The organism is Ruminococcus sp. NATIVEDY160 (genome assembly GCF_045819885.1).
Taxonomy (GTDB): domain Bacteria; phylum Bacillota; class Clostridia; order Oscillospirales; family Acutalibacteraceae; genus Ruminococcoides.
The window spans coordinates 1144614-1165553 of record NZ_CP162391.1 but is presented as its reverse complement, the minus strand read 5'-3'; the positions used below and the strand labels follow the sequence as shown (position 1 = coordinate 1165553).

Annotated in this window: 18 protein-coding genes and 1 tRNA gene; all 19 read right to left on the bottom strand. The window is 50.2% G+C overall.

The window, feature by feature from the left end:
- Positions 1 to 10: 10 nt before the first annotated feature.
- The 19 genes from hisD to AB1I49_RS05595 all read right to left on the bottom strand — a co-directional run bounded on the left by hisD (position 11) and on the right by AB1I49_RS05595 (position 20940).
- Entirely contained in the window at positions 11 to 1303 is a 1293-nt protein-coding gene (gene hisD / locus AB1I49_RS05685; RefSeq protein ID WP_316611467.1) for a histidinol dehydrogenase, read from the bottom strand.
- Entirely contained in the window at positions 1300 to 1929 is a 630-nt protein-coding gene (gene hisG, locus AB1I49_RS05680; RefSeq protein WP_186833134.1) for an ATP phosphoribosyltransferase, read from the bottom strand. The genes hisD and hisG overlap by 4 nt, the downstream gene beginning before the upstream one ends.
- Positions 1926 to 3107, bottom strand: a complete 1182-nt coding sequence (gene hisZ / locus AB1I49_RS05675; protein WP_407721594.1) for an ATP phosphoribosyltransferase regulatory subunit — start codon at positions 3105 to 3107, stop codon at positions 1926 to 1928. The genes hisG and hisZ overlap by 4 nt, the downstream gene beginning before the upstream one ends.
- A 148-nt stretch (positions 3108 to 3255) precedes the next feature.
- Positions 3256 to 4623: an AI-2E family transporter gene (locus AB1I49_RS05670; RefSeq protein ID WP_407721593.1), complete on the bottom strand. Its 1368-nt coding sequence runs from the start codon at positions 4621 to 4623 to the stop codon at positions 3256 to 3258.
- Positions 4624 to 4636: 13 nt separating this feature from the next.
- A complete protein-coding gene (locus tag AB1I49_RS05665; protein ID WP_407721592.1) occupies positions 4637 to 8998 on the bottom strand; it encodes a PolC-type DNA polymerase III in 4362 nt (1453 codons plus the stop codon).
- 9 nt (positions 8999 to 9007) lie between these two features.
- Entirely contained in the window at positions 9008 to 10051 is a 1044-nt protein-coding gene (ispG, locus tag AB1I49_RS05660; RefSeq protein WP_186833138.1) for a flavodoxin-dependent (E)-4-hydroxy-3-methylbut-2-enyl-diphosphate synthase, read from the bottom strand.
- A gap of 8 nt (positions 10052 to 10059) precedes the next feature.
- Complete coding sequence (gene rseP, locus AB1I49_RS05655) at positions 10060 to 11472, bottom strand: RIP metalloprotease RseP (protein ID WP_316619690.1); 1413 nt, start codon at positions 11470 to 11472, stop codon at positions 10060 to 10062.
- Between the two features lie 58 nt (positions 11473 to 11530).
- Positions 11531 to 12676 carry a 1-deoxy-D-xylulose-5-phosphate reductoisomerase gene (locus AB1I49_RS05650; RefSeq protein ID WP_407721591.1) on the bottom strand — a complete coding sequence of 382 codons (1146 nt, stop codon included), beginning with the start codon at positions 12674 to 12676 and terminating at the stop codon, positions 11531 to 11533.
- 4 nt (positions 12677 to 12680) lie between these two features.
- Entirely contained in the window at positions 12681 to 13511 is an 831-nt protein-coding gene (locus tag AB1I49_RS05645; RefSeq protein ID WP_186833141.1) for a phosphatidate cytidylyltransferase, read from the bottom strand.
- Between the two features lie 28 nt (positions 13512 to 13539).
- The gene (locus AB1I49_RS05640) at positions 13540 to 14283 is read right to left on the bottom strand and encodes an undecaprenyl pyrophosphate synthase (protein ID WP_405318198.1); all 744 of its coding nucleotides are present in this window, start codon (positions 14281 to 14283) and stop codon (positions 13540 to 13542) included.
- Position 14284: 1 nt separating this feature from the next.
- A complete protein-coding gene (gene frr, locus AB1I49_RS05635) occupies positions 14285 to 14839 on the bottom strand; it encodes a ribosome recycling factor (RefSeq protein ID WP_186833143.1) in 555 nt (184 codons plus the stop codon).
- 42 nt (positions 14840 to 14881) lie between these two features.
- Positions 14882 to 15595: a UMP kinase gene (gene pyrH / locus AB1I49_RS05630; RefSeq protein WP_407721590.1), complete on the bottom strand. Its 714-nt coding sequence runs from the start codon at positions 15593 to 15595 to the stop codon at positions 14882 to 14884.
- A gap of 166 nt (positions 15596 to 15761) precedes the next feature.
- Positions 15762 to 16484, bottom strand: a complete 723-nt coding sequence (locus tag AB1I49_RS05625; RefSeq protein WP_407721636.1) for an amino acid ABC transporter ATP-binding protein — start codon at positions 16482 to 16484, stop codon at positions 15762 to 15764.
- A 7-nt stretch (positions 16485 to 16491) separates the two neighbouring features.
- A complete protein-coding gene (locus AB1I49_RS05620) occupies positions 16492 to 17220 on the bottom strand; it encodes an amino acid ABC transporter permease (RefSeq protein WP_407721589.1) in 729 nt (242 codons plus the stop codon).
- Positions 17221 to 17285: 65 nt separating this feature from the next.
- The gene (locus AB1I49_RS05615) at positions 17286 to 18062 is read right to left on the bottom strand and encodes a basic amino acid ABC transporter substrate-binding protein (RefSeq protein WP_407721588.1); all 777 of its coding nucleotides are present in this window, start codon (positions 18060 to 18062) and stop codon (positions 17286 to 17288) included.
- 100 nt (positions 18063 to 18162) lie between these two features.
- The gene (locus tag AB1I49_RS05610; protein WP_407721587.1) at positions 18163 to 18948 is read right to left on the bottom strand and encodes a cohesin domain-containing protein; all 786 of its coding nucleotides are present in this window, start codon (positions 18946 to 18948) and stop codon (positions 18163 to 18165) included.
- A 62-nt stretch (positions 18949 to 19010) separates the two neighbouring features.
- Positions 19011 to 19103 (bottom strand) — tRNA-Ser (locus tag AB1I49_RS05605).
- Positions 19104 to 19129: 26 nt separating this feature from the next.
- Entirely contained in the window at positions 19130 to 20062 is a 933-nt protein-coding gene (locus AB1I49_RS05600) for a tRNA modification radical SAM protein MnmL/YtqA (RefSeq protein ID WP_407721586.1), read from the bottom strand.
- A 200-nt stretch (positions 20063 to 20262) separates the two neighbouring features.
- Entirely contained in the window at positions 20263 to 20940 is a 678-nt protein-coding gene (locus tag AB1I49_RS05595; protein WP_407721585.1) for a hypothetical protein, read from the bottom strand.

Here is a 20940-nt window from a genome sequence, read left to right as displayed (position 1 = left end):
TACTCGTCCTTTAATCGAGGTTAAAGCGCACCTTTATGGAGTTGGCGTGCGCGGTAAGGCTCTCAGCCTCGGCAAAGCGGATAACGTCCTCTGCGTCGGCTTTAAGAGCGTCCTCGGTGTAGTAAATAAAGCTGGATTTCTTTATAAAAGCATCAACGGACAGCGGCGAGAAGAAACGGGCGGTGCCGCTGGTCGGAAGTACGTGGTTCGGTCCCGCGAAGTAGTCGCCGAGCGGTTCGGGACTGTAATTGCCAAGGAATACCGAGCCCGCGTTGTCGAGCTTGCCTACATATTCCATCGGATTCTCACAGCATACCTCGAGGTGCTCGGGTGCAAGCTCGTTGGCAAAGTCAACCGCCTGCTTCATGTCGCTGCAAACGATGATCGCGCCGAAGTTCCCAAGTGAGCTGTCGATAATCTCTTTTCTTGAGAGCTTCTCAACCTGAACGGAAAGCTCTGCCTTTGTCTGCTTGGCAAGCTCCTCGCTGTCGGTAAGCAGAATCGAGGAAGCGAGCTTGTCGTGCTCAGCCTGGCTCATGAGGTCGGCTGCAAGGAACTTCGGATTGGCGGTCTTGTCGGCGATAATGAGAATCTCGCTGGGACCCGCGATCATGTCAATGTCGACGGTACCAAAGAGAAGTTTCTTTGCGGTAGCGACAAAGATATTGCCGGGGCCAACGATTTTGTCGACCTTCGGAACTGTCTCTGTGCCGTACGCGAGAGCCGCGACTGCCTGAGCGCCGCCCATAAGGAACATTCTGTCAACGCCTGCGAGCTTTGCAGCGGCAACGATATTGGGATTAGGAGTGCCGTCCTTCTGAGGCGGAGTTACCATGATAAGCTCCTCAACGCCCGCAAGCTTCGCGGGAATCGCATTCATCAGTACCGATGACGGAAGAACAGCCGTACCGCCAGGAACATAGATGCCGACGCGCTTTAAGCCGCGCACGCGCTGACCCATGATCACGCCGTTTGTCTTTGTGGTGAGCCAGCTCTGCTGCACCTGTCTGCGGTGGAAGTCCGCAATGTTGTCGGACGCCTTCCTGAAGGTTTCGAGCAGCTCAGGGTCGCAAAGCTTAACGATATTATCGATTTCCTCGGCGGTGATTTCGGTGTGCTCGGGAGCCTTGCCGTCGAACTTTACGGTGTACTCGCGCACCGCCTTGTCGCCGTTCTCACGGACGTTTTCGAGAATCTCGGATACTACGGGAATTACGTTCTTGTCCGAATTCTGCGCTCTCTTTTTTAGAGTATCTATAAACGCGTACTCCTGTACGCCGTCTGCTTTTACTGTGGTAATCATTGGGTAACTGCCTCCAATTTCTTCTGTAATGCCTCAATTTCCTTCTTGCGCAGCTTGAGACTGGCTGTATTGGCAATCAGACGCGCGGAAATGTCTGTTACCCACTCAATGACCTCAAGACCGTTTGCCTTGAGGGTTGAGCCTGTTTCTACGATATCGACGATTCCGTCGGCAAGTCCTACAAGCGGAGCAAGCTCAACTGAACCTTCGATTTTGATAATCCGCACATCCATATTTTTATCGTCAAAGAACGCGCGCGTCACGTTCGGGTACTTCGTAGCGATTGTTTTCGTATTATAACCGCTGTAGAAATCGATATCCTTCTTTGTTGCGAGCGCGAAACGGCACTTGCCGAAGTTAAGGTCGAGCAGCTCATAGAAGGAACTGCCGTTCTCAAGTATAGTATCCTTGCCTACTACTCCGAGGTCGCATACGCCGTGCTCAACGTAGGTAATTACGTCAGCCGCCTTCGCGAGAACCACCTCAAAGTCGTTGTCGCCGACAGGAAGGATAAGCCTTCTGCCCTTGTTTCTGACCTCGTCGCAGTTATAACCGATTTTTTCGAGCAGCTCGACTGTTGTCTTTTCGAGCCTGCCCTTTGTCAGAGCTATTCTCAACGGTTTCATTCTTCTTCCTCCCCTACGCTGATGACCTCCGCGATACCGCGGGCTGCGGCAAATGCCTTCGTTTTCTCCAATGTCGGGAGTACGCTGAATCTGGCTTTCCTGCCGTCGGCGTTAAATCTTGCGACAGCTTCGATAGCCTTCATCTCAGCCCCGTCACAGGCAAAAACAAGCACATCGGGGTTGTCCGAGTAGCTTATGCTTTCGTCGGACAGTCTTAAAATGGTCAGCGCGTCTGTGTCGATGGCAAAGCCCGCAGCCCCCATGGGAGCGTCGAACTCCGAGAGGAGCTTGTCGTAGCGGCCGCCTGTGATAACAGCGTCGCCGATGCCGTTGACATATCCCGCAAACACAAAGCCTGTATAATAATCGTTGCGCTGAACAAGACCGAGGTCGATGATAACCTTGTCGCCGAGACCGAGGGTCGAAAGGTTCTTATATAATGTATGTAAGTATTCAAGAGCGGACTGCGCCTTCGTGCCCTCGCAGATATGCGCCGCCTGCTCGATCACCTCTTCTCCTCCGAAAAGTGAGGGTAGCTTGCGGATAGCCGTTACCGACTTGCTCGGCTCGAGCTTATCGAGGAGATTGTTTAGAGCAGAATAGTTCTTGCTCTCGATTGAAACACGGATTTTTTCCTTGTAATCCTCATCGATATCAAGGCCGTCGGCAAGCGCGTCGAACACCTCTGCATGACCGAGCTCGATGCGGAAATCGTTGGCGACTGCCGAAACCGCGCTGATGGCTGTGGTGAGGATCTCCAGATCAGCTCTCAGACCCTGTGCTCCGAGAAGCTCAACACCCATCTGCATGAACTCTGTGCGGCGGCCTGTGAGAGTCGGCTGGTTGCGGTAAACCGCCTGTTTGTAATAAAGTCTTACGGGCAGCAGGCTGCTCTTAAGACGCGATGAAACCATGCGCGCGATCGGCAGAGTTGAATCGGGACGTGCAACCAGAAGTCTTCCCTTATTGTCTGTGAGCTTGAACATCTCCTCCTGGGAAATGCCGCTGCAGGGTACGGAGAAAACATCATAGAACTCAATTCCCGGGGTTATTACCTTCTTGAAACCCCTTGTTACAAATACCTGCTCGATCTTTCCGCAGATGTCGTCCATCGCGGAGCACTCGGCAAAGAGAAAATCCTTTGTTCCTTCGGGGGTAATTTTTAAATACTTTTTCATTTCTTACTCCATAAAACGCTTTAGTGTGATAATGCGTTAATATATTACCATAATAAAAGTGCCCTGTCAAGGCAATACCGCACAATCAAAACTTTGACTGTGCGGTTTCGCTGTTTTGCATGAATTATTAAGAATTGTGAGAAGTTTTTTATTTCTCTGTATTCTCGCTTTCTGTGTCTTCTGATTTATTATCAGCGTCTTCTTCATCATCAGATTCGCGGTTGAGAAACTTATCGAGGTGCAGGCGCTTCTTTAACTTATCCATCTGCTCCTGTTCCTTCTCGGCGCGAAGCTTCTTCTGCTCGGCTGCAATCTCCGTATAATGAAGTACATCAAAATCAAGAGCTTCCTGCGCGATCTTACCCTTTTCATCAATGCGGTTGCGGACACGCTTGCCGATAAGAGTGTAGATAGCGGCATAAATCGGGGTACCGAGAATGAAGCCCGGCAATCCAAAAAGCGCGCCGCCGACGATTACGCTGAACAGTACCCAGAAGCTCGAGATGCCGAGCTGGTTGCCAATGATCTTCGGCTTGAAAATATTGCCGTCCAGCTGCTGGATAACAATGAGGATCACTACAAACCAGAACGCGTAAATCGGGTCGACGAGGAAAAGAATCAATGCGCTCGGAATGCCGCCGAGGAACGGGCCGAAGAACGGAATGATGTTGGTTACGCCAACAAGAACCGCAATCATCGGAGCGTAAGGCAGATGGAAGATCGACATTACTATATAAGTCAAAATTCCGATAAGTCCCGCGTCAAGAATATCGCCAACCAGAAAACGACCGCATTTTGTGTCGGTTACGTCAACGATTTCATACACGCGCGGAAGGAACTTCATGGGAATGAAGGCAACCGCCAGACGCTTTACAAGACGGCAGAGCTGATCCTTTGAGGCGAGGAAATAGATGGAAATGATAATCGCCATGAGGAAATTGTACAGTCCCGATGCTGTGTTTGTGAGGATATTTCCCACAATACCGAGGACATTCTTTGTCGCGTCCGCGGTGGTGGAAAAGTCAAGACTCATGAGGAATTTTGTAAGTCTTGTCTGCAGCTCTGTGACCGTCGCGTCCAGACTGAAATTGGTGTGCAGATGAGTGTTGAGGAACTTAAACAGCTGATCAATATAGTTGTAACCCGTCTGCATGTACTTAGGCATATTCTCATACAGGGTACTCAGGTTGGCTGCAATCTGCGGAACAACAATGCCTATTAAGGCGGCGATAACCGCAAAAAATATGATGTATGTGCAGATTACCGAGAGCGGCTTCTTGAAATTCAGCCATATCTTGTGCTTTGAGCCCATCTTTTTGAATGCCTTGCCGTAGAAGAACTTATACGGAAAATTCAAAATATAGGCAATCATAAAGCCGAGGAAGAACGGTGACAGGATCGATAATATGTTACCGAGGATACCCCATACCACGTCCATGTTGTCTTTTACGAGCAAAAGCAGCACCGTAAAGGCGATGGCAATAAGCACGTTCTTTAGCGTCAGCAGCTTTTTCAATGGTTATCACTCCTTAAAAAAGAGACATTTGTGAGCTTTCGGGCAGGTCATTAAGGATACCCGACTCCCGAAGCGTTTCGATGACAGCCTTGGTGACCTTTGTTTTCACCTGCATATCCTCGATAGAGAGATATTCTCCCTGCTTTCCGGCTTCGGCAAGCGATACAGCCGCCGCCTCTCCGACACCGGGCAGAGATGAGAACGGCAGTCGGATTTTGCCGTCCTCTATTGTAAACATTTTGGCATCTGAACGGTAGATATCAACGGGAAGTACCTCGATACCTCGCGCGAACATCTCGTTGACGATCTGGTAGGTACCATACTCCTTCTCTTCCTTATCGGAAGCCTCATGCATACCGATTTTGCGCTTGATAAGACTCATTTTTTCCTTTACGGCTGAATGACCCTGCATTACGACCGCGCCGTCAAGGTTGTCGCTGCGAACTGTAAAATACGCCGCGTAATACTCGAGCGGTCTGTGAACCTTGTACCAGCCGAGCCGCAATGCCGCAATCATATATGCCGCGGCGTGCGCCTTCGGGAACATATACTTGATTTTCATGCAGGAATCAATGTACCATTCGGGAACGTTGTGCTCACGCATCGCCTTGAAATGCTCCTCCGTGAGCAGCTTTGTCGCATTGCCCTTACGGACGATCTCCATGATTTTGAATGACATGCTCTCGTCAAGACCCTTGTGCATAAGGTATGTCATAATCGAGTCACGGGTACCGATAACGTCGGAAATCGTACAGGTTCCGTTGTGAATGAGATCCTGCGCGTTGCCGAGCCAAACGTCGGTGCCGTGCGAAAGTCCCGAAATCTGCAGGAGGTCGGTAAAGGTCTTTGGCTTAGCCTCGATAAGCATTCCCTGAACAAAGCCTGTGCCGCATTCGGGAATACTGAAGGTGCCAATCTCGGAGTCGATATCCTCGGGCTTTACTCCGAGGGCTTCTGTGGAGGTGAACAGCGACATTACCTTTTCGTCGCTCATTGATACCTCCATTACGGGGATACCAGTGAACAGCTCGAGATAGTGATATATGGTCGGAACATCGTGTCCGAGCTCATCGAGCTTTGTAATAGTATCGTGAATAGAATGGAAATCGAAGTGGGTCGTAATATTATCCGAGGTCATATCGTTGGCCGGGTGCTGAACAGGACAGAAGTCGTAAACGTCATTTGTCCTCGGCACTACAACCATGCCGCCCGGGTGCTGACCCGTTGTGCGCTTAACGCCTGTACAGCCCTTGGCAAGACGCATAAGCTCAGCCTTGTGCATGGAAATACCGCGTTCCTCCTGGTACTTCTTTACGAAGCCGATCGCGGTTTTTTCAGCGACGGTCGAGATAGTACCCGCCTTGAATACGTTGTCCTTGCCGAACAGCTCCTCAGTGTAGCGGTGGGATTTTGACTGGTACTCACCGCTGAAGTTGAGGTCGATATCCGGAACCTTGTCGCCCTTGAAGCCGAGGAAGGTTTCAAACGGGATCTCATGGCCGTCCTGATCCATCAGAGTACCGCAGTTCGGGCAGTTCTTGTGGGGCATATCAAAGCCCGAGCCGTAGCTGCCGTCGGTGATAAACTCGCTGTGCTTGCACTTTTTGCAGACGTAGTGCGGACAGAGCGGATTAACCTCGGAAATACCGGACATGGTCGCAACAAACGAGGAACCTACCGATCCACGCGAGCCTACGAGATAACCGTGAGCCTCGCTGTCGGCCACGAGCTTCTGTGCGGTCATGTAAAGCACCGAGAAGCCGTAGGTTGTGATTGAATTGAGCTCCTTGTCAAGTCTCGCCTTTACGATCTCGGGAAGCGGATCGCCGTATTTTTCCTTGGCGCGCTGCCATGTAATGCTGATGAGCTGTTCCTGCGCACCCTCGATGTTCGGCGGAAAGGTGCCCTTTGGAATCGGGCGTATGCTCTCGCACATATCGGCGATTTTGTTGGGGTTAGTGACAACAACCTCGTACGCCTTATCCTTGCCGAGCCATTCAAATTCCTTGAGCATTTCGGCTGTGGTTCTGAAAAACAGCGGCGGCTGGTTGTCGGCGTCCTTGAATTTCAGCGATGCCTGCAAAATCTTTCGGAAGTCTGCGTCGTGAGGATCCATGAAATGGACGTCGCAGGTCGCGCAGACGGGCTTTCCGAGCTCCTTGCCGAGACGGATAATGGTTCTGTCGATCTCGTGAAGCTCGTCGACGTTCTTGAAGGTGCCGTCGCGGAGCATGAAGGCATTGTTGCCCGCAGGCTGGATTTCGAGGTAATCGTAGAAAGAAGCGATTTGCTTGATCTCTCCCCACGGAGCGCCCTTGAGAATGCTCTTGTAGAGCTGTCCCTCGCAGCACGCGGAACCAAGAATCAGCCCTTCCCTGTGCTTGACCAGCAGGCTTTTGGGAATGCGCGGTTTTTTATAGAAGGTTTGAAGGTGGCTGTGAGAAATCAGCTTATAGAGATTCTTCAAGCCCACCTTGTTTTTTGCTAAAATAATCTGGTGGTAGCTGGGCAGCTTCTTGAAATCACCGCCCGCGATTTTTGTATTGATTTCGGCGGTCGAGTGAATGTCGTAATCCGCTTCAAGACGTCCGCAGAGGCTGACAAATATCTTTGACAGCATATCAGCGTCGTCTGTCGCACGGTGGTGGTTAAACTTGCCCAGACGCAGGTAATTCGCGACAGTATCGAGCTTAACGTTCTTTATATCGGGCAAAATCGCTCTGGAAATCGCCACGGTATCTATGGACGTGTAGTTATACTCAACACCCATATTCTCGCACGCCTTGCGGATAAACGAGGTATCAAACGGCGCGTTGTGGGCGACCAGAATGCTGTCGCCAGCGAATTCGAGAAAGGCTGAAACCGCCTCAGACTGCGACGGCGCGTCCTTTACCATTGCATCGGTGATGCCCGTGAGCTGAACGATTTTTGCGGGAATCGGCATCTCGGGATTGGCAAAGGTCGAAAAGATATCCGTAACTGCACCGTTTTCAATCTTTACCGCGCCGATTTCGGTAATCTTGTCCTTTAACGGCGACAAGCCCGTCGTCTCGATATCAAAACAAATAAACGTGCCGCTCAGCGGTTCGTCCTGCTCTCCTGATACCGACTCGACAAGATCGTCGACAAAATACGCCTCGGTGCCGTAGAGGACTTTTATTTTCTCCCCGTCCTTATTTATGCGCTCGGCGGCGTTCATCGCGTCTGGAAACGCCTGCGCAACACCGTGGTCGGTAATCGCGATCGCCTTGTGACCCCACGCGGCGGCTCGCTTCACCAGCTCGCTCGCTGGTGTGAGCGCGTCCATCTGGGACATATTTGTATGGAGATGAAGCTCGACGCGCTTCTCGGGAGCCTTGTCGACAACCTTTACCTTCTCGGCGGTACCGATCGCACGGGCGTTTACAACAAGCTCACCCGCGTATTTGTCGTACTCAACGTCGCCCATAACGGCGATTGTATCGCCCTTGCGGATTGAGTCGACAACAGCGGACTCACGGATAGTATTGAACACCTTGACGGTTGTTGAACCGGTGTAATCAGTAATATTGATCGTAAAGATATTCTTGTCGCCCGATTTTGTAACGCGTTTTTCAAGCTCAAAAACGTCGCCCCAGACAGTGACCTTGCCCGAATCCATGGCTATTTCGCTGATTGGGATCATCTTGCCGCGAATATTTGTTCCGTACAGAGGACGGATAGAGGATTCAATAAGCTGCGGAGTGGCAAATTTTCCCTCGCGGATCTCGGTTTCTGTGGCCGCGGCTTCCTGCTGCTTTGCCCTGACATTTTCCGAAACCTCCGCGTCTGCGGCTTCTGTCTGAACCGCCTGCTCGAGCTGCTGACGCTGAACCTGCTTCTGCGCGTTCTGCATCTGCTGTTGGTAGGCGGTATTGTCCTCGGTCATCTCAAGGAGACCGTCATATATCAAATTAAAGGATAAATCAAATTGTTCGGCTATAAGCCGTAAAAGCACTCCGTCAAAACCCTTTGCATCGAGAATCGCCTTTCCTCCGTTGTAAAGGGTAATCCTGAGATTCTTGCCGTCCTGTTTGACGTCGGCGTTGTTGAGAGTGCCGTTTATACTGGGTATTTCACGTCTTGCCGCCTTGTAAAGCTCGGAAAAATACCTTACGGTAAAAAGCTCCCTGCCGAAGTGCGGCTTTATCACAACCGAGGAGTCGAGCGATTTCGCGTACAGCTTCTCGGTGCGGATAAGGTCGTCGAGCGGTATCAGTTCACTGAAATGTACCCAAAGCGTGATCAGACGCACCTCGTTGATTATGTTGACGCGCGTGACCACACCACCGGTTATTCGATCGGGTATTTTTGTGTTGCCCACCGACGAACCAAATATACTTCCTAATGTTTTCATATATTTCCTTTACATTTTTTCAATTTCATCCATAAGGGCGTCGACGAGCTTATCCTCGTCAACCTTATACAAAATCTCGCCCTTCTTGAAAACAAGGCCGCAGCCTTCGCCGCCTGCAATTCCGATGTCGGCTTCCTTGGCTTCGCCCGGGCCGTTTACCACGCAGCCCATAACGGCGACCTTGATGTTCTTTTTGCAGCCGCGCAGACGCTCCTCAACCTCGTTCGCGATTCCGACAAGATCGATGCGGGTTCTTCCGCAGGTCGGGCACGAAACGAACTGAACGCCCTCCTCGCGCATATCGAGCGCCTTGAGAATATCAAAGGCTGCATATACCTCCCTGACGGGGTCGGCGGTCAGCGAAACGCGGATAGTATCGCCGATACCGCGAGTAAGCAGCGCGCCTAAGCCGGCGGCGGATTTGATTATGCCCATTCGCTCGGTGCCCGCTTCGGTTACTCCGAGGTGCAGCGGATAGTCGCACTGCTCGGCCGCGAGCTCATAAGCCTGTATCATTGTGGAGACAGTCGAGCTTTTCATTGAAAGCACGATGTCGTTGAAGTCAAATTTTTCCAGCAGAGAGGCGTGATAAAGCGCGCTGTCGCATAGAGCCTGCGGAGTGGGATGACCGTACTTCGCAAGGATTTCCTTTTCGAGCGAGCCTGAGTTTACGCCGATTCTTATGGGGATCGAGCGCTGTCGGCATGCGTCCGCCACAGCCTTGACCCTGTCGTCCGAGCCGATATTGCCCGGATTGATTCTGATTTTGTCGACGCCCGCGGCGCAAGCCTCAAGCGCTAATTTGTAATTGAAATGTATATCCGCGACGATCGGTGCCTTGACCGCTTCCTTGAGCGCGGGAATCAGCCGAACGGCGTCCATGTCGGGAATTGCGGCTCTGATTACCTGACAGCCCGCTTCCTCAAGAGCGATCGCCTGACGGACAGAGCCTTCTATGTCTGTGGAGGGGACGTTGAGCATGGACTGCACACTTACGGGAGCGCCGCCTCCGATCTTGAGATTTCCTGCCTGTACCTGAATTTTACTGCTCATATTTCCTCCTACATACCCGGAAATGTTCCTGTAACTAACTGCCATACGTCCTTGACGGAGATTACCGCGATGAATATGAGAAGCAGCGCAAGTCCCACTCCGTTGATGATATACTCAAATTTACGCGGAATAGGTCTGCGGATAATAGCTTCAATAACAAGCATTACAAAGCGTCCGCCGTCGAGAGCCGGAAACGGAAGAAGATTGACTACGCCGAGGTTGACGGTGATAAGCGCCATGATGAATATGATATTGTTAACAGCGCTCATAAAGTTTACCTTGAGACCCTCGGACGCTACCATTGACACTGCCTTGGTAATGCCGACAGGACCCGAAAGGTCAGTAAAACTGAACCTGCCCTGAACCAGCATGACAATCGACTGCCAGACTGTCTTTGCAAGGCTGGCGGTCTGGCTGACTGTCTGCCCGAGAACCGTGCCGAAATTCTTTTCGATCGGTTCAACGGAGAAATCATAGCGGACTACTGTTTCCTTTGTATTCTTTTCCTTTGCCGCTTCCTCGGATTTATATTCTGTGTAGAACTGCACACCCTCAAGCGTGAGCTTCTCACCGTTGCGCTCAACCTCTACGTCGGCGGTATAGCGAAAACGCTCGTCGCGCTTTTCTATTTCGGGATATGTGTATTTTTCGGTTTTATTGATGTCTTTGTAGGCATAGAGCGAGTCAATTGAAGCCTTTGCCGCGTCATACGCCTCTTCCTTGGTCGTCGCCGCCTGAATCGGATCGGCGGATTTGAGCAGAATCTGATAAAGCTCGCTGTATTCTTCGTCTGTCAGCTTCGCGCCGTAATACTTTTCGTCGTTATTTACAAGCTCGACAAAGGTTCTTACGGGAAGATTTGCGCAGTCCTCCTTGTAAACCTCGAGGGAATCGGGATCAACGCTTTTGCACTGCATCGTCTGAATGGCAAACTGCAGATCCTTTATGTTCCAGACAGGATAGCCGTTTATGCCTACGATTTTGTCACCGACCTCCAAGCCGCTGCTCGCGGTGAAGGCGTTAGGCGCAAAGCCGCTGATGATCGTGCTCTCAAAGGACGGCTGCTGAACAAGAACAACGAACATAAGCAATAAGCCCACGACGAAGTTCATGAAAGCTCCGGCGACAATGATAATCATGCGCTTCCAGATTTTCGCGTTTGTAAAAGCCCGCGGATTATCGCTCTCAGCGTCCTCTCCCTCCATGGCGCAGTAGCCGCCTATCGGAAAAAGCCTGAGCGAATACTGGGTTTCGCCCTTCTTGAAGCCAAAGAGCTTAGGTCCCATGCCGAGCGCGAACTCATTTACCTGAACGCCGGATTTTTTGGCGGTGATAAAATGTCCGAACTCATGGGCGAAAATAATGAATTCAAAGAGAAGTACGCCGATTACGATTAGCGCTAACGTGATTAAAAACTGCATTTAATATAAGTCAACTCCATATCAGATTCCGCAACGAATCTTGCCCTGTATACCCTGTTTATACCCTGTCGGTAACGTACTGCCTTGCAAGTCTGTCGGCAGTGAGAATGTCGTCTACGCACGCAGGCGTGCTGTTTTCGATGCTGTCGACCGCACCCATAACAAGTTCTCCGATTTCAAGAAAGCTGATTTTGCCTTTTCTGAACAGCATATTCGCTTCCTCATTCGCGCCGTTTGCGATCGCCGTGGCTACGCCGCCCATTGCGAGAGCCTTTTTGCACGCGCGCAGACACTTGAACGTCTCGTAATCGGGCTCAAAGAAGGTGAGCTTGCCGATCTGCGCGAGGTTCAGTTCCTCGACGGGCGACTCGTATCTCTCGGGATACGTAATCGCGTACTGGATCGGAATGCGCATATCAGGCACGCCGAGCTGCGCGATTACCGAGTTGTCGGTGTACTCTATGAGAGAATGAATAATGCTCTCGCGGTGTACAACAACGTCGATATCATCACCCGATACGTCAAACAGACGCGCCGCCTCGATGATTTCAAGTCCCTTGTTCATCATAGTCGCGGAGTCGATGGTTATTTTCGCGCCCATGCTCCAGTTAGGATGATTGAGGGCCTGCTCCACGGTGACGCCGCGAAGGTCTTCTGTGGTTCTGCCGAAAAACGGACCGCCCGAAGCGGTGAGAATCAGCTTCTTGAGCGCCTTGTTGGGCGGATTTCCCTGTAAGCACTGGAAAATCGCCGAGTGCTCGCTGTCGACGGGCAATAGCCTGATTCCGTTACGGCGAACAGCATCGGTCACCAGATCACCGCCCGCGACAAGAGTTTCCTTGTTTGCAAGGGCGATGTCCTTCTTTGCCTCTGCCGCGGCAATCGTGGGTTGCAAGCCGACCATGCCGACTACGGAATTGAGGACCAAATCGGCACTGTCGAGCGTAGCCGCAGCGATAAGACCGTCCATTCCCGCGAGAACCTTTGTAGATGTGTCTTTTATATTATCCCTCAGCTCAGCCGCCTTATCCTCACGGAATACAACGGCAAGCTCAGGCTTGAATTTTCTGATTTGTTTCTCCAGCAGGTCAATATTGCTGTTTGCTGTCAGCGCGCGGACGTTAAGGCCGAGCTTCTCTGCAACGTCGAGCGTCTGGGTGCCGATTGACCCTGTGGAACCCAATACTGAAAGGTTATGTTTCATAATTTTACCCTAAGCTTAATATCGGCATATACTGACTGATCAACAGAACAATAGGCGCGGTGAAGATTATGCTGTCGCAGCGATCGAGAAAACCGCCGTGACCCGGAAAAATCGTGCCATAGTCCTTAATGCCGAGACTGCGTTTAATGAGTGAAAAACTGAGGTCGCCGACGATGGAAAATACCGCGTCGAGCGCGCCGATTATTACCATCGAAATGAAATTGACCGAAACCGCCGAAAATACCCAGAGCTGGAAAATAAGTCCCAGCGCCACAGCGGAAATCATGCAGAACAAAACGCCGCCGATTGCGCCCTCAACAGTCTTTTTGGGGCTGATTTCGGGACAGAGCTTGTGCTTTCCCATGCTCGCGCCGACGAAAAATCCGCCCGCGTCAGCCATCCACGGAAGCATTAGTACAACAAAGAACCCGAAGGTCACGCTGATACCGTTGCTGCAAACAAGCACCATCGCGCTCATACCGAAAACTATCAGAAGAGTTCCGAACACCGCGTAGCAAAAGTCAATATAGCTGAATTTTTTGTGACGGATAATCAGCACCATGAACGCCGCCAGCATAAAGACAACCAGTATCAGGTAAACATATGCGGTCGCGCACAACAGCGTCAGAAGAAACGCCGCTAAAATGCAAACGACGGATATCGGATAGTTTTTCAGCATTCCCTTACCGTTGAGATATTCCCCTATCATTACGGCCGTTACACCGCTCACAACCAGATTTAAGGTAGGTCGCCAAAGCTCTGACAGGAAGATTATCAAAACTACGGCGGGTATACCGATCGCGGCGGTCAAAAGTCTCGGTTTCAGTGATTTCATTAATTTGCTCCTCTCAAGGCGCGGCTGCTCAAACGCCGCCGTAACGCCTGTTGCGCTGAGAATATATGCGCAGCGCTTCGTCCAAATCGGACTTCTGGAAATCAGGCCAGAGCTTGTTCATGATCACAAACTCCGTGTACGCCGACTGCCAGAGCATAAAGTTTGAAATGCGGTACTCTCCGCTCGGACGGATAATCAGGTCGGGGTCGGGCTGTCCCGCGGTATAGAGCCTGTCAGAGATAAGCTGCTCGGAAATGTCCGATTCGCTCAACTCGCCTCTCTTTACGTCAGCCGCAATGCTCCTGACAGCTCGGACAATCTCGTCGCGCGAACCGTAGTTCATCGCGATGTTGAGAACCATGCCTTCGCGTTCACGCGAGCACTCCTCGTTCTCGTCCATAAGCGCGCGAAGCTCCGGAGAAAAGCCGCTTTTGTCGCCGATAAAGCGCACGACAATATCATCGTCCTTGAAATCTGAGATAGCTTCCTCAAGGTACGACTTGAAAAGCTTCATTAGCGCGCCGACCTCGTCCTCCGGTCGCTTCCAGTTTTCTGTGGAAAAAGCGTAGACCGTGAGGTATTTGATACCGATTTCCGAACAGTAACGCGTGATTTTACGGAAGGTGCGAGCACCTTCCGTATGTCCTGCCTTGCGCGGCAGACCGCGTTTCTTTGCCCACCGTCCGTTGCCGTCCATGATAATTCCGACGTGCTTCGGAAGGACAAGCTCAACTGCTTCGGTTTCGGTTTTATTTCGACCGAAAAACGCCATATTACAGCTCCAAAATCTCTTTCTGCTTATCGGCTGAAACGCTGTCAACCTTCTTGGTGAATTTATCGGTTAATTCCTGGGTTTTCTTCTCGGCAAGCTTGAGATCGTCCTCGGTGAGCCCTCCCGACTTCTTCATAGCCTTGAGCTTTTCAATGGTATCGCGGCGGACGTTGCGCACCTGAACCTTGGTTTCCTCGGCGAGCTTCTGAACGTCCTTGACGATCTCCTTACGTCTGTCCTCTGTGAGAGGCGGAAACTGGAGGCGGATAATCTTGCCGTCGTTCATCGGATTGATGCCGATATCGGACTTCTGGATAGCCTTTTCGATCTGTCTGAGGATAGAAGCGTCCCACGGCTGGATCGTGAGGGTTCTCGCCTCGGTCACGGAAACCGCGGCAAGCTGGTTCACGGGAGTGGGAGCTCCGTAATAATCGACCTTAACCTTGTCAAGAACGGCGGGATTTGCTCTTCCCGCACGGATTTCGGCATATTCGGTGCAGAGGTGGTCAAGACGTCTGTTCATGCGCTCCTCTGCTTTTTTGAGCTGTTCTTTCATGTTAATCTCCTCCTAAAATATAAAATGAAATTAAGTCCTTGATCATTCGTCGTTCGATACGACTGTGCCGACATTTTCACCGCAGACAGCCTTGTAGATGTTGTCGGGATCCTCGATGCTGAATACAAGAATCGGAATGTTGTTATCCCTGCACATTGCGGCAGCGGTGCTGTCCATTACGTTAAGTCCCTTGCTGAGAACCTCCTGATGTGAAACAGTGTCGTACTTCTTGGCGTCGGGATTTGTCTTGGGGTCGGAATCATAAACACCGTCAACCATTGTAGCCTTGAAAATGATATCGGCTTCGATCTCGGCAGCTCTCAGAGAAGCCGCGGAGTCGGTGCTGAAAAACGGGTTGCCGGTTCCGCAGCCGAAGATAACTACTCTGCCCTTCTCCATGTGGCGGATCGCCTTGTTGCGGATATAGGGCTCAGCTACCTGAGGCATGGAGATAGCGGTCTGAACACGTACGGGTATGCCGAGCTGCTCGAGAGCGTCGCATACACCGAGAGCATTGATAGCTGTAGCGAGCATTCCCATGTGATCAGCGCGGGGTCTGTCCATATCGCCCGAGCTTCTGCCTCTCCAGAAGTTGCCGCCGCCGACAACTATGCCGATCTGTACGCCTTTTTCGTTACATTTCTTAATCGGTTCACAAATGCGCATAACTGTATCAAAGTTAATGCCGTGCTTGTCCTCGCCCGCGAGAGATTCGCCCGAGAGTTTTAATAAAATACGCTTGTATTTGGGTTTCATATCTTAACACCTCATCAATTATATTTAGTTATATTATACTATATATTGGCAGTGATGTAAAGCAAAAACACTAAATATTTTGTCTTTTCACCAAAGTTTCAAGGACAAAAAAAGACGCGGTCCGACAAAATCAAACCGCGTTTGTGTTTATTATTTTTATAAAGAATTAAAGAACTTTTGAAAGGAATTCCTTAAGTCGGGGTGACTTGGGATTTTCGAAGAACTCGGAAGGTGCTCCCTGCTCGACGATTACTCCCTCGTCAACAAAGACGATGTTTGTACCGACCTCTCTCGCAAAGCCCATTTCGTGAGTGACAACGACCATTGTCATGCCGTCCTTTGCGAGCTGCTTCATAACCTCAAGCACCTCTCCTACCATTTCGGGGTCGAGAGCAGAGGTCGGCTCGTCAAAGAGCATAACATCTGGATTCATCGCAAGAGCGCGGACTATGGCGATTCGCTGCTTCTGTCCGCCCGAAAGCTGTGACGGATACGCGTCAGCTCTGTCCGCAAGACCAACACGCTCGAGAAGCTTCATCGCGTTTGCCTCGGCTTCCTCCTTGCTCTGCTTGAGGAGCTTAATCGGGCCGAGGGTGAGATTGCGCAGGACTGTCATGTGAGGAAACAGATTGAACTGCTGGAAAACCATTCCCATCTTCTGGCGGTGAATATTAATGTTGACGGAAGCGTCTGTAATGTCAACGCCCTCGAAGAAGATCGAGCCTGAGGTGGGTTCCTCAAGAAGGTTAAGACAGCGCAGGAATGTTGATTTACCGGAGCCTGACGCACCGATCACAACCATTACGTCGCCCTTGTCGATCTCGGCGTTGATGCCCTTGAGAACGGCGGTGTCGCCGAAGGATTTACAGAGGTTGTCAACCTTAATCAATACATTATCAGTGGTCACTGTTGCGCAGCCTCCTTTCGAGTCTCTTCAGCAGGAACGAGAGAATCAGAACAATAATCAGGTAAATGAGCGCGACCGTAATCAGAGGGAAAAACGCCTCGTAGGTACGCGAACGGATCATATTTCCGACGTAGGTCAGATCCTGAAGCGCTACATAACCCGCGACAGAGGTTTCCTTTACAAGCACAATGAACTCGTTGCCCAGAGCGGGAAGAATGTTCTTGAACGCCTGAGGGATAATTATGTAAATCATTGTGTTCTTGTAGTCAAAACCGATTGAACGGCTCGCCTCAAACTGACCCTTGTCAATCGACATGATGCCCGAACGGACGATCTCGGCAACATATGCCGCGGAATTCATACCGAAGGAAATGAACGCCGCGATAATACCGTCGCGCGAGCTTGCGAATACGATAAAATACATAATCATCAGCTGGATAACGACAGGTGTGCCGCGGATGATTGTGATATAGAAATTACAGATAAAGTTCAATACCTTGAGGATATAGTCGGAAGGATTCGAACATTTTCTTCCCTGCAGCTGCATATCGTAGGTGGAACGCACCATTGCAATCAAAAAGCCGAGAACTATACCAATCGCAGCCGCCACAAGCGTAATGAGAATCGTTACGCCAAGACCGCTCAGCAGCTGAAGCCAGCGGTCGTCGGTGATAAAGGTTTTGATAAAGCTCTGAGCGATACTTTCAAAAAAATCCATATAATATACCCTTACTCAAATCAAACGGGCAGGCACAAGTACCTGCCCGTCGCGATTCAAAAATTTTACTCGCTGATGTACTTCTTGATGATGGTATCGATTGTACCGTCATCCTTGAGCTCCTTAAGTGCCTTGTTGAACTGCTCTGTAAGCTCGCTGCCCTTCTTGAGGCAGATTGCGTACTCTTCGTTCTCGAAGGGGTCGTCAAGAATCTTTGTACCGGCGTTCTGAGCAACGAACGCCTTAGCGGGCTGGTTGTCAATAACAACAGCGTCTACCTTGCCCTGAGTAAGAGCGAGAACCGCGTCGGCACCCTTGTTGAAGCGCTCAACCTTGGCGCCCTCGATGTCGGTAACATAGATGTCGCCTGTGGTACCCATCTGTACGCCAATTGACTTGCCCTTGAGGTCGTCAGCGCTTGCTACGGGGCTGTCTTTCTCGTTGACGATGATAACCTGTACAGCGTTGGTGTAGGGATCGGTGAAATCTACAGACTGCTTTCTCTCGTCGGTGATGGTCATGCCTGCCATACCGAAGTCAGCCTTGCCTGAGGTAACTGCGGTGATGATTGCGTCGAAATCCATGTCGTCGATTACGAGCTTGCAGCCGAGCTTTTCACAGATAGCATTCGCGATGTCTGCGTCGATACCAACTACCTCGCCGCCTTCCTTGTACTCGTAAGGCTCAAAGGCTGCGTTGGTCGCCATGTGAAGCTCCTTAGCCTCGGTCTTTGAGGAAGCGTCGGAAGCAGCAGATGAATTGTTGCCGCCGCACGCCGTGAACATGAGAACACAGGTGCAGAGCATTGCAACTGCTAAAACTGCGGATAAAATCTTTTTCATGATAAATTTTCTCTCCTTTTTTTCAACAATAATATTAATATAGCAGAAAGTTTGCCAAAAATCAAGCGATTATGAAAAATTATTCAACAAAAATCACGATTTATTCATCACTTTTTGATTTATCATCATTGGCGTCGGCTTTTCGGCGTTTGATTACGGAGCGGACTTTCAGAATCCCGAGTACCGCCGCTGCCGACAAAGCCATACTGACCGCACAGAGTACCGCTACTGCGACAAGGTTTACATTTGAGCTGTCGTGGTCGGTGAAATCATAAAATGAGCCGTAATCATGAACCGTTGCTTCCGTAGTATTCTCGGTTTTCCCGGAAGAACCCGATTTGCTCTTTCCGCTCGAAGAGGATTTTGAATTGCCGCTGCCTGACGAAGAGGACTTTGATGAATTTGACGACTTGCTCTGAGATGTGCTGCCGCTTCCCGTTACGGTTATAACACCGGACCTTACCTCTCCTACCGACATAAATTCGGCGTCGCTGTCAACACACTGCGATACGGTATAGCCAAAGGTATATGTACCGGCTTTCTTTGACTTGAACGACAAAGTAAAAATCACGGCTTCTTCGCTGCAGTCGGTACCGCCGGCGTTCAGATAATCAAGTCTGACTCGTCCGTCCCCGCTGTTTGTTTCAACAAGCGCGGGCTTTTGGACTGACGCGCCGCGAAAATCAAACGCCGATGAATCATATGTAATATCAAACAGCGCCGCGCACAACGGGCTGCCTGACGCCGCGCAGACATTGACGGTAAAAACACGGTTCCGCGCTGTTTCGCAGTCAGAAGTACGGAAGGAAACAGATGACGCCGCTGACGCTGTCACCGTACAAAATAATAAAGAAATGATAATCAGTAAAACAAGAACGCGCTTCATAACATTAACCAAAAATGCAAATAAAAAACGAACCCCCGAAGCATAAGCTACGGGGGCAACTTTGGCGGAGAGAAGGGGATTCGAACCCCTGGTACGGTGATTACCGTACACATGATTTCCAATCATGCTCCTTCGGCCAGCTCGGACATCTCTCCAAACACCGTTGGTTATTATACCAAATTCATTTGGAAAAATCAAGAGGTTTTCCGAAATTTTTATATTTTCTTCCCTGAACCACATCTCTGCGCCTGAACTCACGGTTCATTTCATTTAATACGCGCTTTTTATCCGCACTCCACAAGGGCGCGACGAGCAGCTTTTTGTCGCCGTCGCCGGTCAGACGGTGAATAACGGTATTTTCCGGCAGAACCTCGACTGCGTCGCATAGAATGTCAAGGTATTGCTCAAGACTAAGCGTCTCAAACTCACCATTCTCGTAATCACTTAAAAGGTCTGTGCCGCGGAGAACGTGAAGAAGCTGCAATTTTACTCCGTCGCTTCTCTCCCCTGCGTAACGCACGGTTTGAAGCATCATTTCCTTCGTTTCGTTCGGCAGTCCAAGAATAACGTGGGTGATTACGCTCACGCCGTTTTTACGGAGATCAGATACTGCCTCATCAAAGGTTTCAAGAGGATAACCGCGTCGGATATACTCAGCAGACTGCGCATGAACGGTCTGCAAACCCAGCTCAACCCAGACAGGCTTGATTTTATTCAGCTCAGAGAGCAGTTCAAGTACATCTCTTCCCAGACAATCGGGTCGGGTGGCAATTGAAAGCACTGCTATCTCTTCGGGAAGAATCGCTTCGTAAAATATGCGCCGCAGATATGAAACGTCGGCGTAGGTATTGGTAAAAGGCTGAAAATATGCGATAAACTTCCTGCAATCGGTCTTTTGACGGATACGTGTCTTCGCCTGCTCGAGCTGTTCAGTAATGCTCAGATTCCTGTCAGCCGAGAATTCTCCCGAACCGCCGCCGCTGCAAAAAATACAGCCGCGTCTGCCCAGAGTACCGTCGCGGTTCGGGCAGGTCATGCCGCCGTCAAGAGAAATCTTGTATACCTTCTCACCAAAGGTCTTTTTTAAATATTCGTTTAAGGAATAATAATACATATTTCATTACAAAGCAAAAGACCAACCTCACGGTCGGTCTTTCTACTAATAAAAGGAACATCTATGAAAAAACTGGTGGTAAGCTTTGTTTACAGCCTATCTTGTTGCTGTGATTATATATTACAGGCTGTTTGTGAAAACTATTTGAAGTTTTGTGAAAACATAGGTGAAAGTTTTATTGAAAGACTGACGATTCTTCGCTATTTACGCAGATATTCAAGAAAACGCTCGTACAGACTGTCCTCGAGCGCCTTCAATTCTTCATCAACTCCATCGCTCTCGAACATTCTAGCGTACTTTGACAGAGCCACAAACGCACCTATGAGGTTCTTTCGCACCTCGTCCTGAAGCTCGGCGCTGAGAGTCTTGCCGCAGGATAACCCGAGATAAATATTTCCATCGTTTAGCTGAGAGGAAATCGACGCGGTTTTCAGCTCGAAGGCATTTACCTTGTGAATACCTTCACAAAATTCTTTCAAAGAAAAATGTTCTGTATTTTCGTCAAACTCTCCCTCATCGCCTGCCAGGTCGTCCTCGCATTCCGTTAATGAAAATTCGGGGTCAGTGAGGAATTTGTAGCGATACTCAGTGTACGGCGCGATCACGTTGAACAGCCGCATGGCATATACCGCGCTTTCAAGACAGCTGAACGCCGCATACTGCATATTGCTGTCATTCAGCCGCAGAAAGCTGTAGAGGTTCTGATAGACAGATTTGTTGACCGAAATCAGCACGAGCTTATCATTTTCGCTGAAATCACTCCGCTCGGGACCGGCGAGAAATTTCATCGTGAATTTGTAGGATTTATTTACATAGGCGGAAAAATCGCGCAGGAATCCATTCAGAAGCTCGGCTTCATTAATTGTAAATTCAAACAT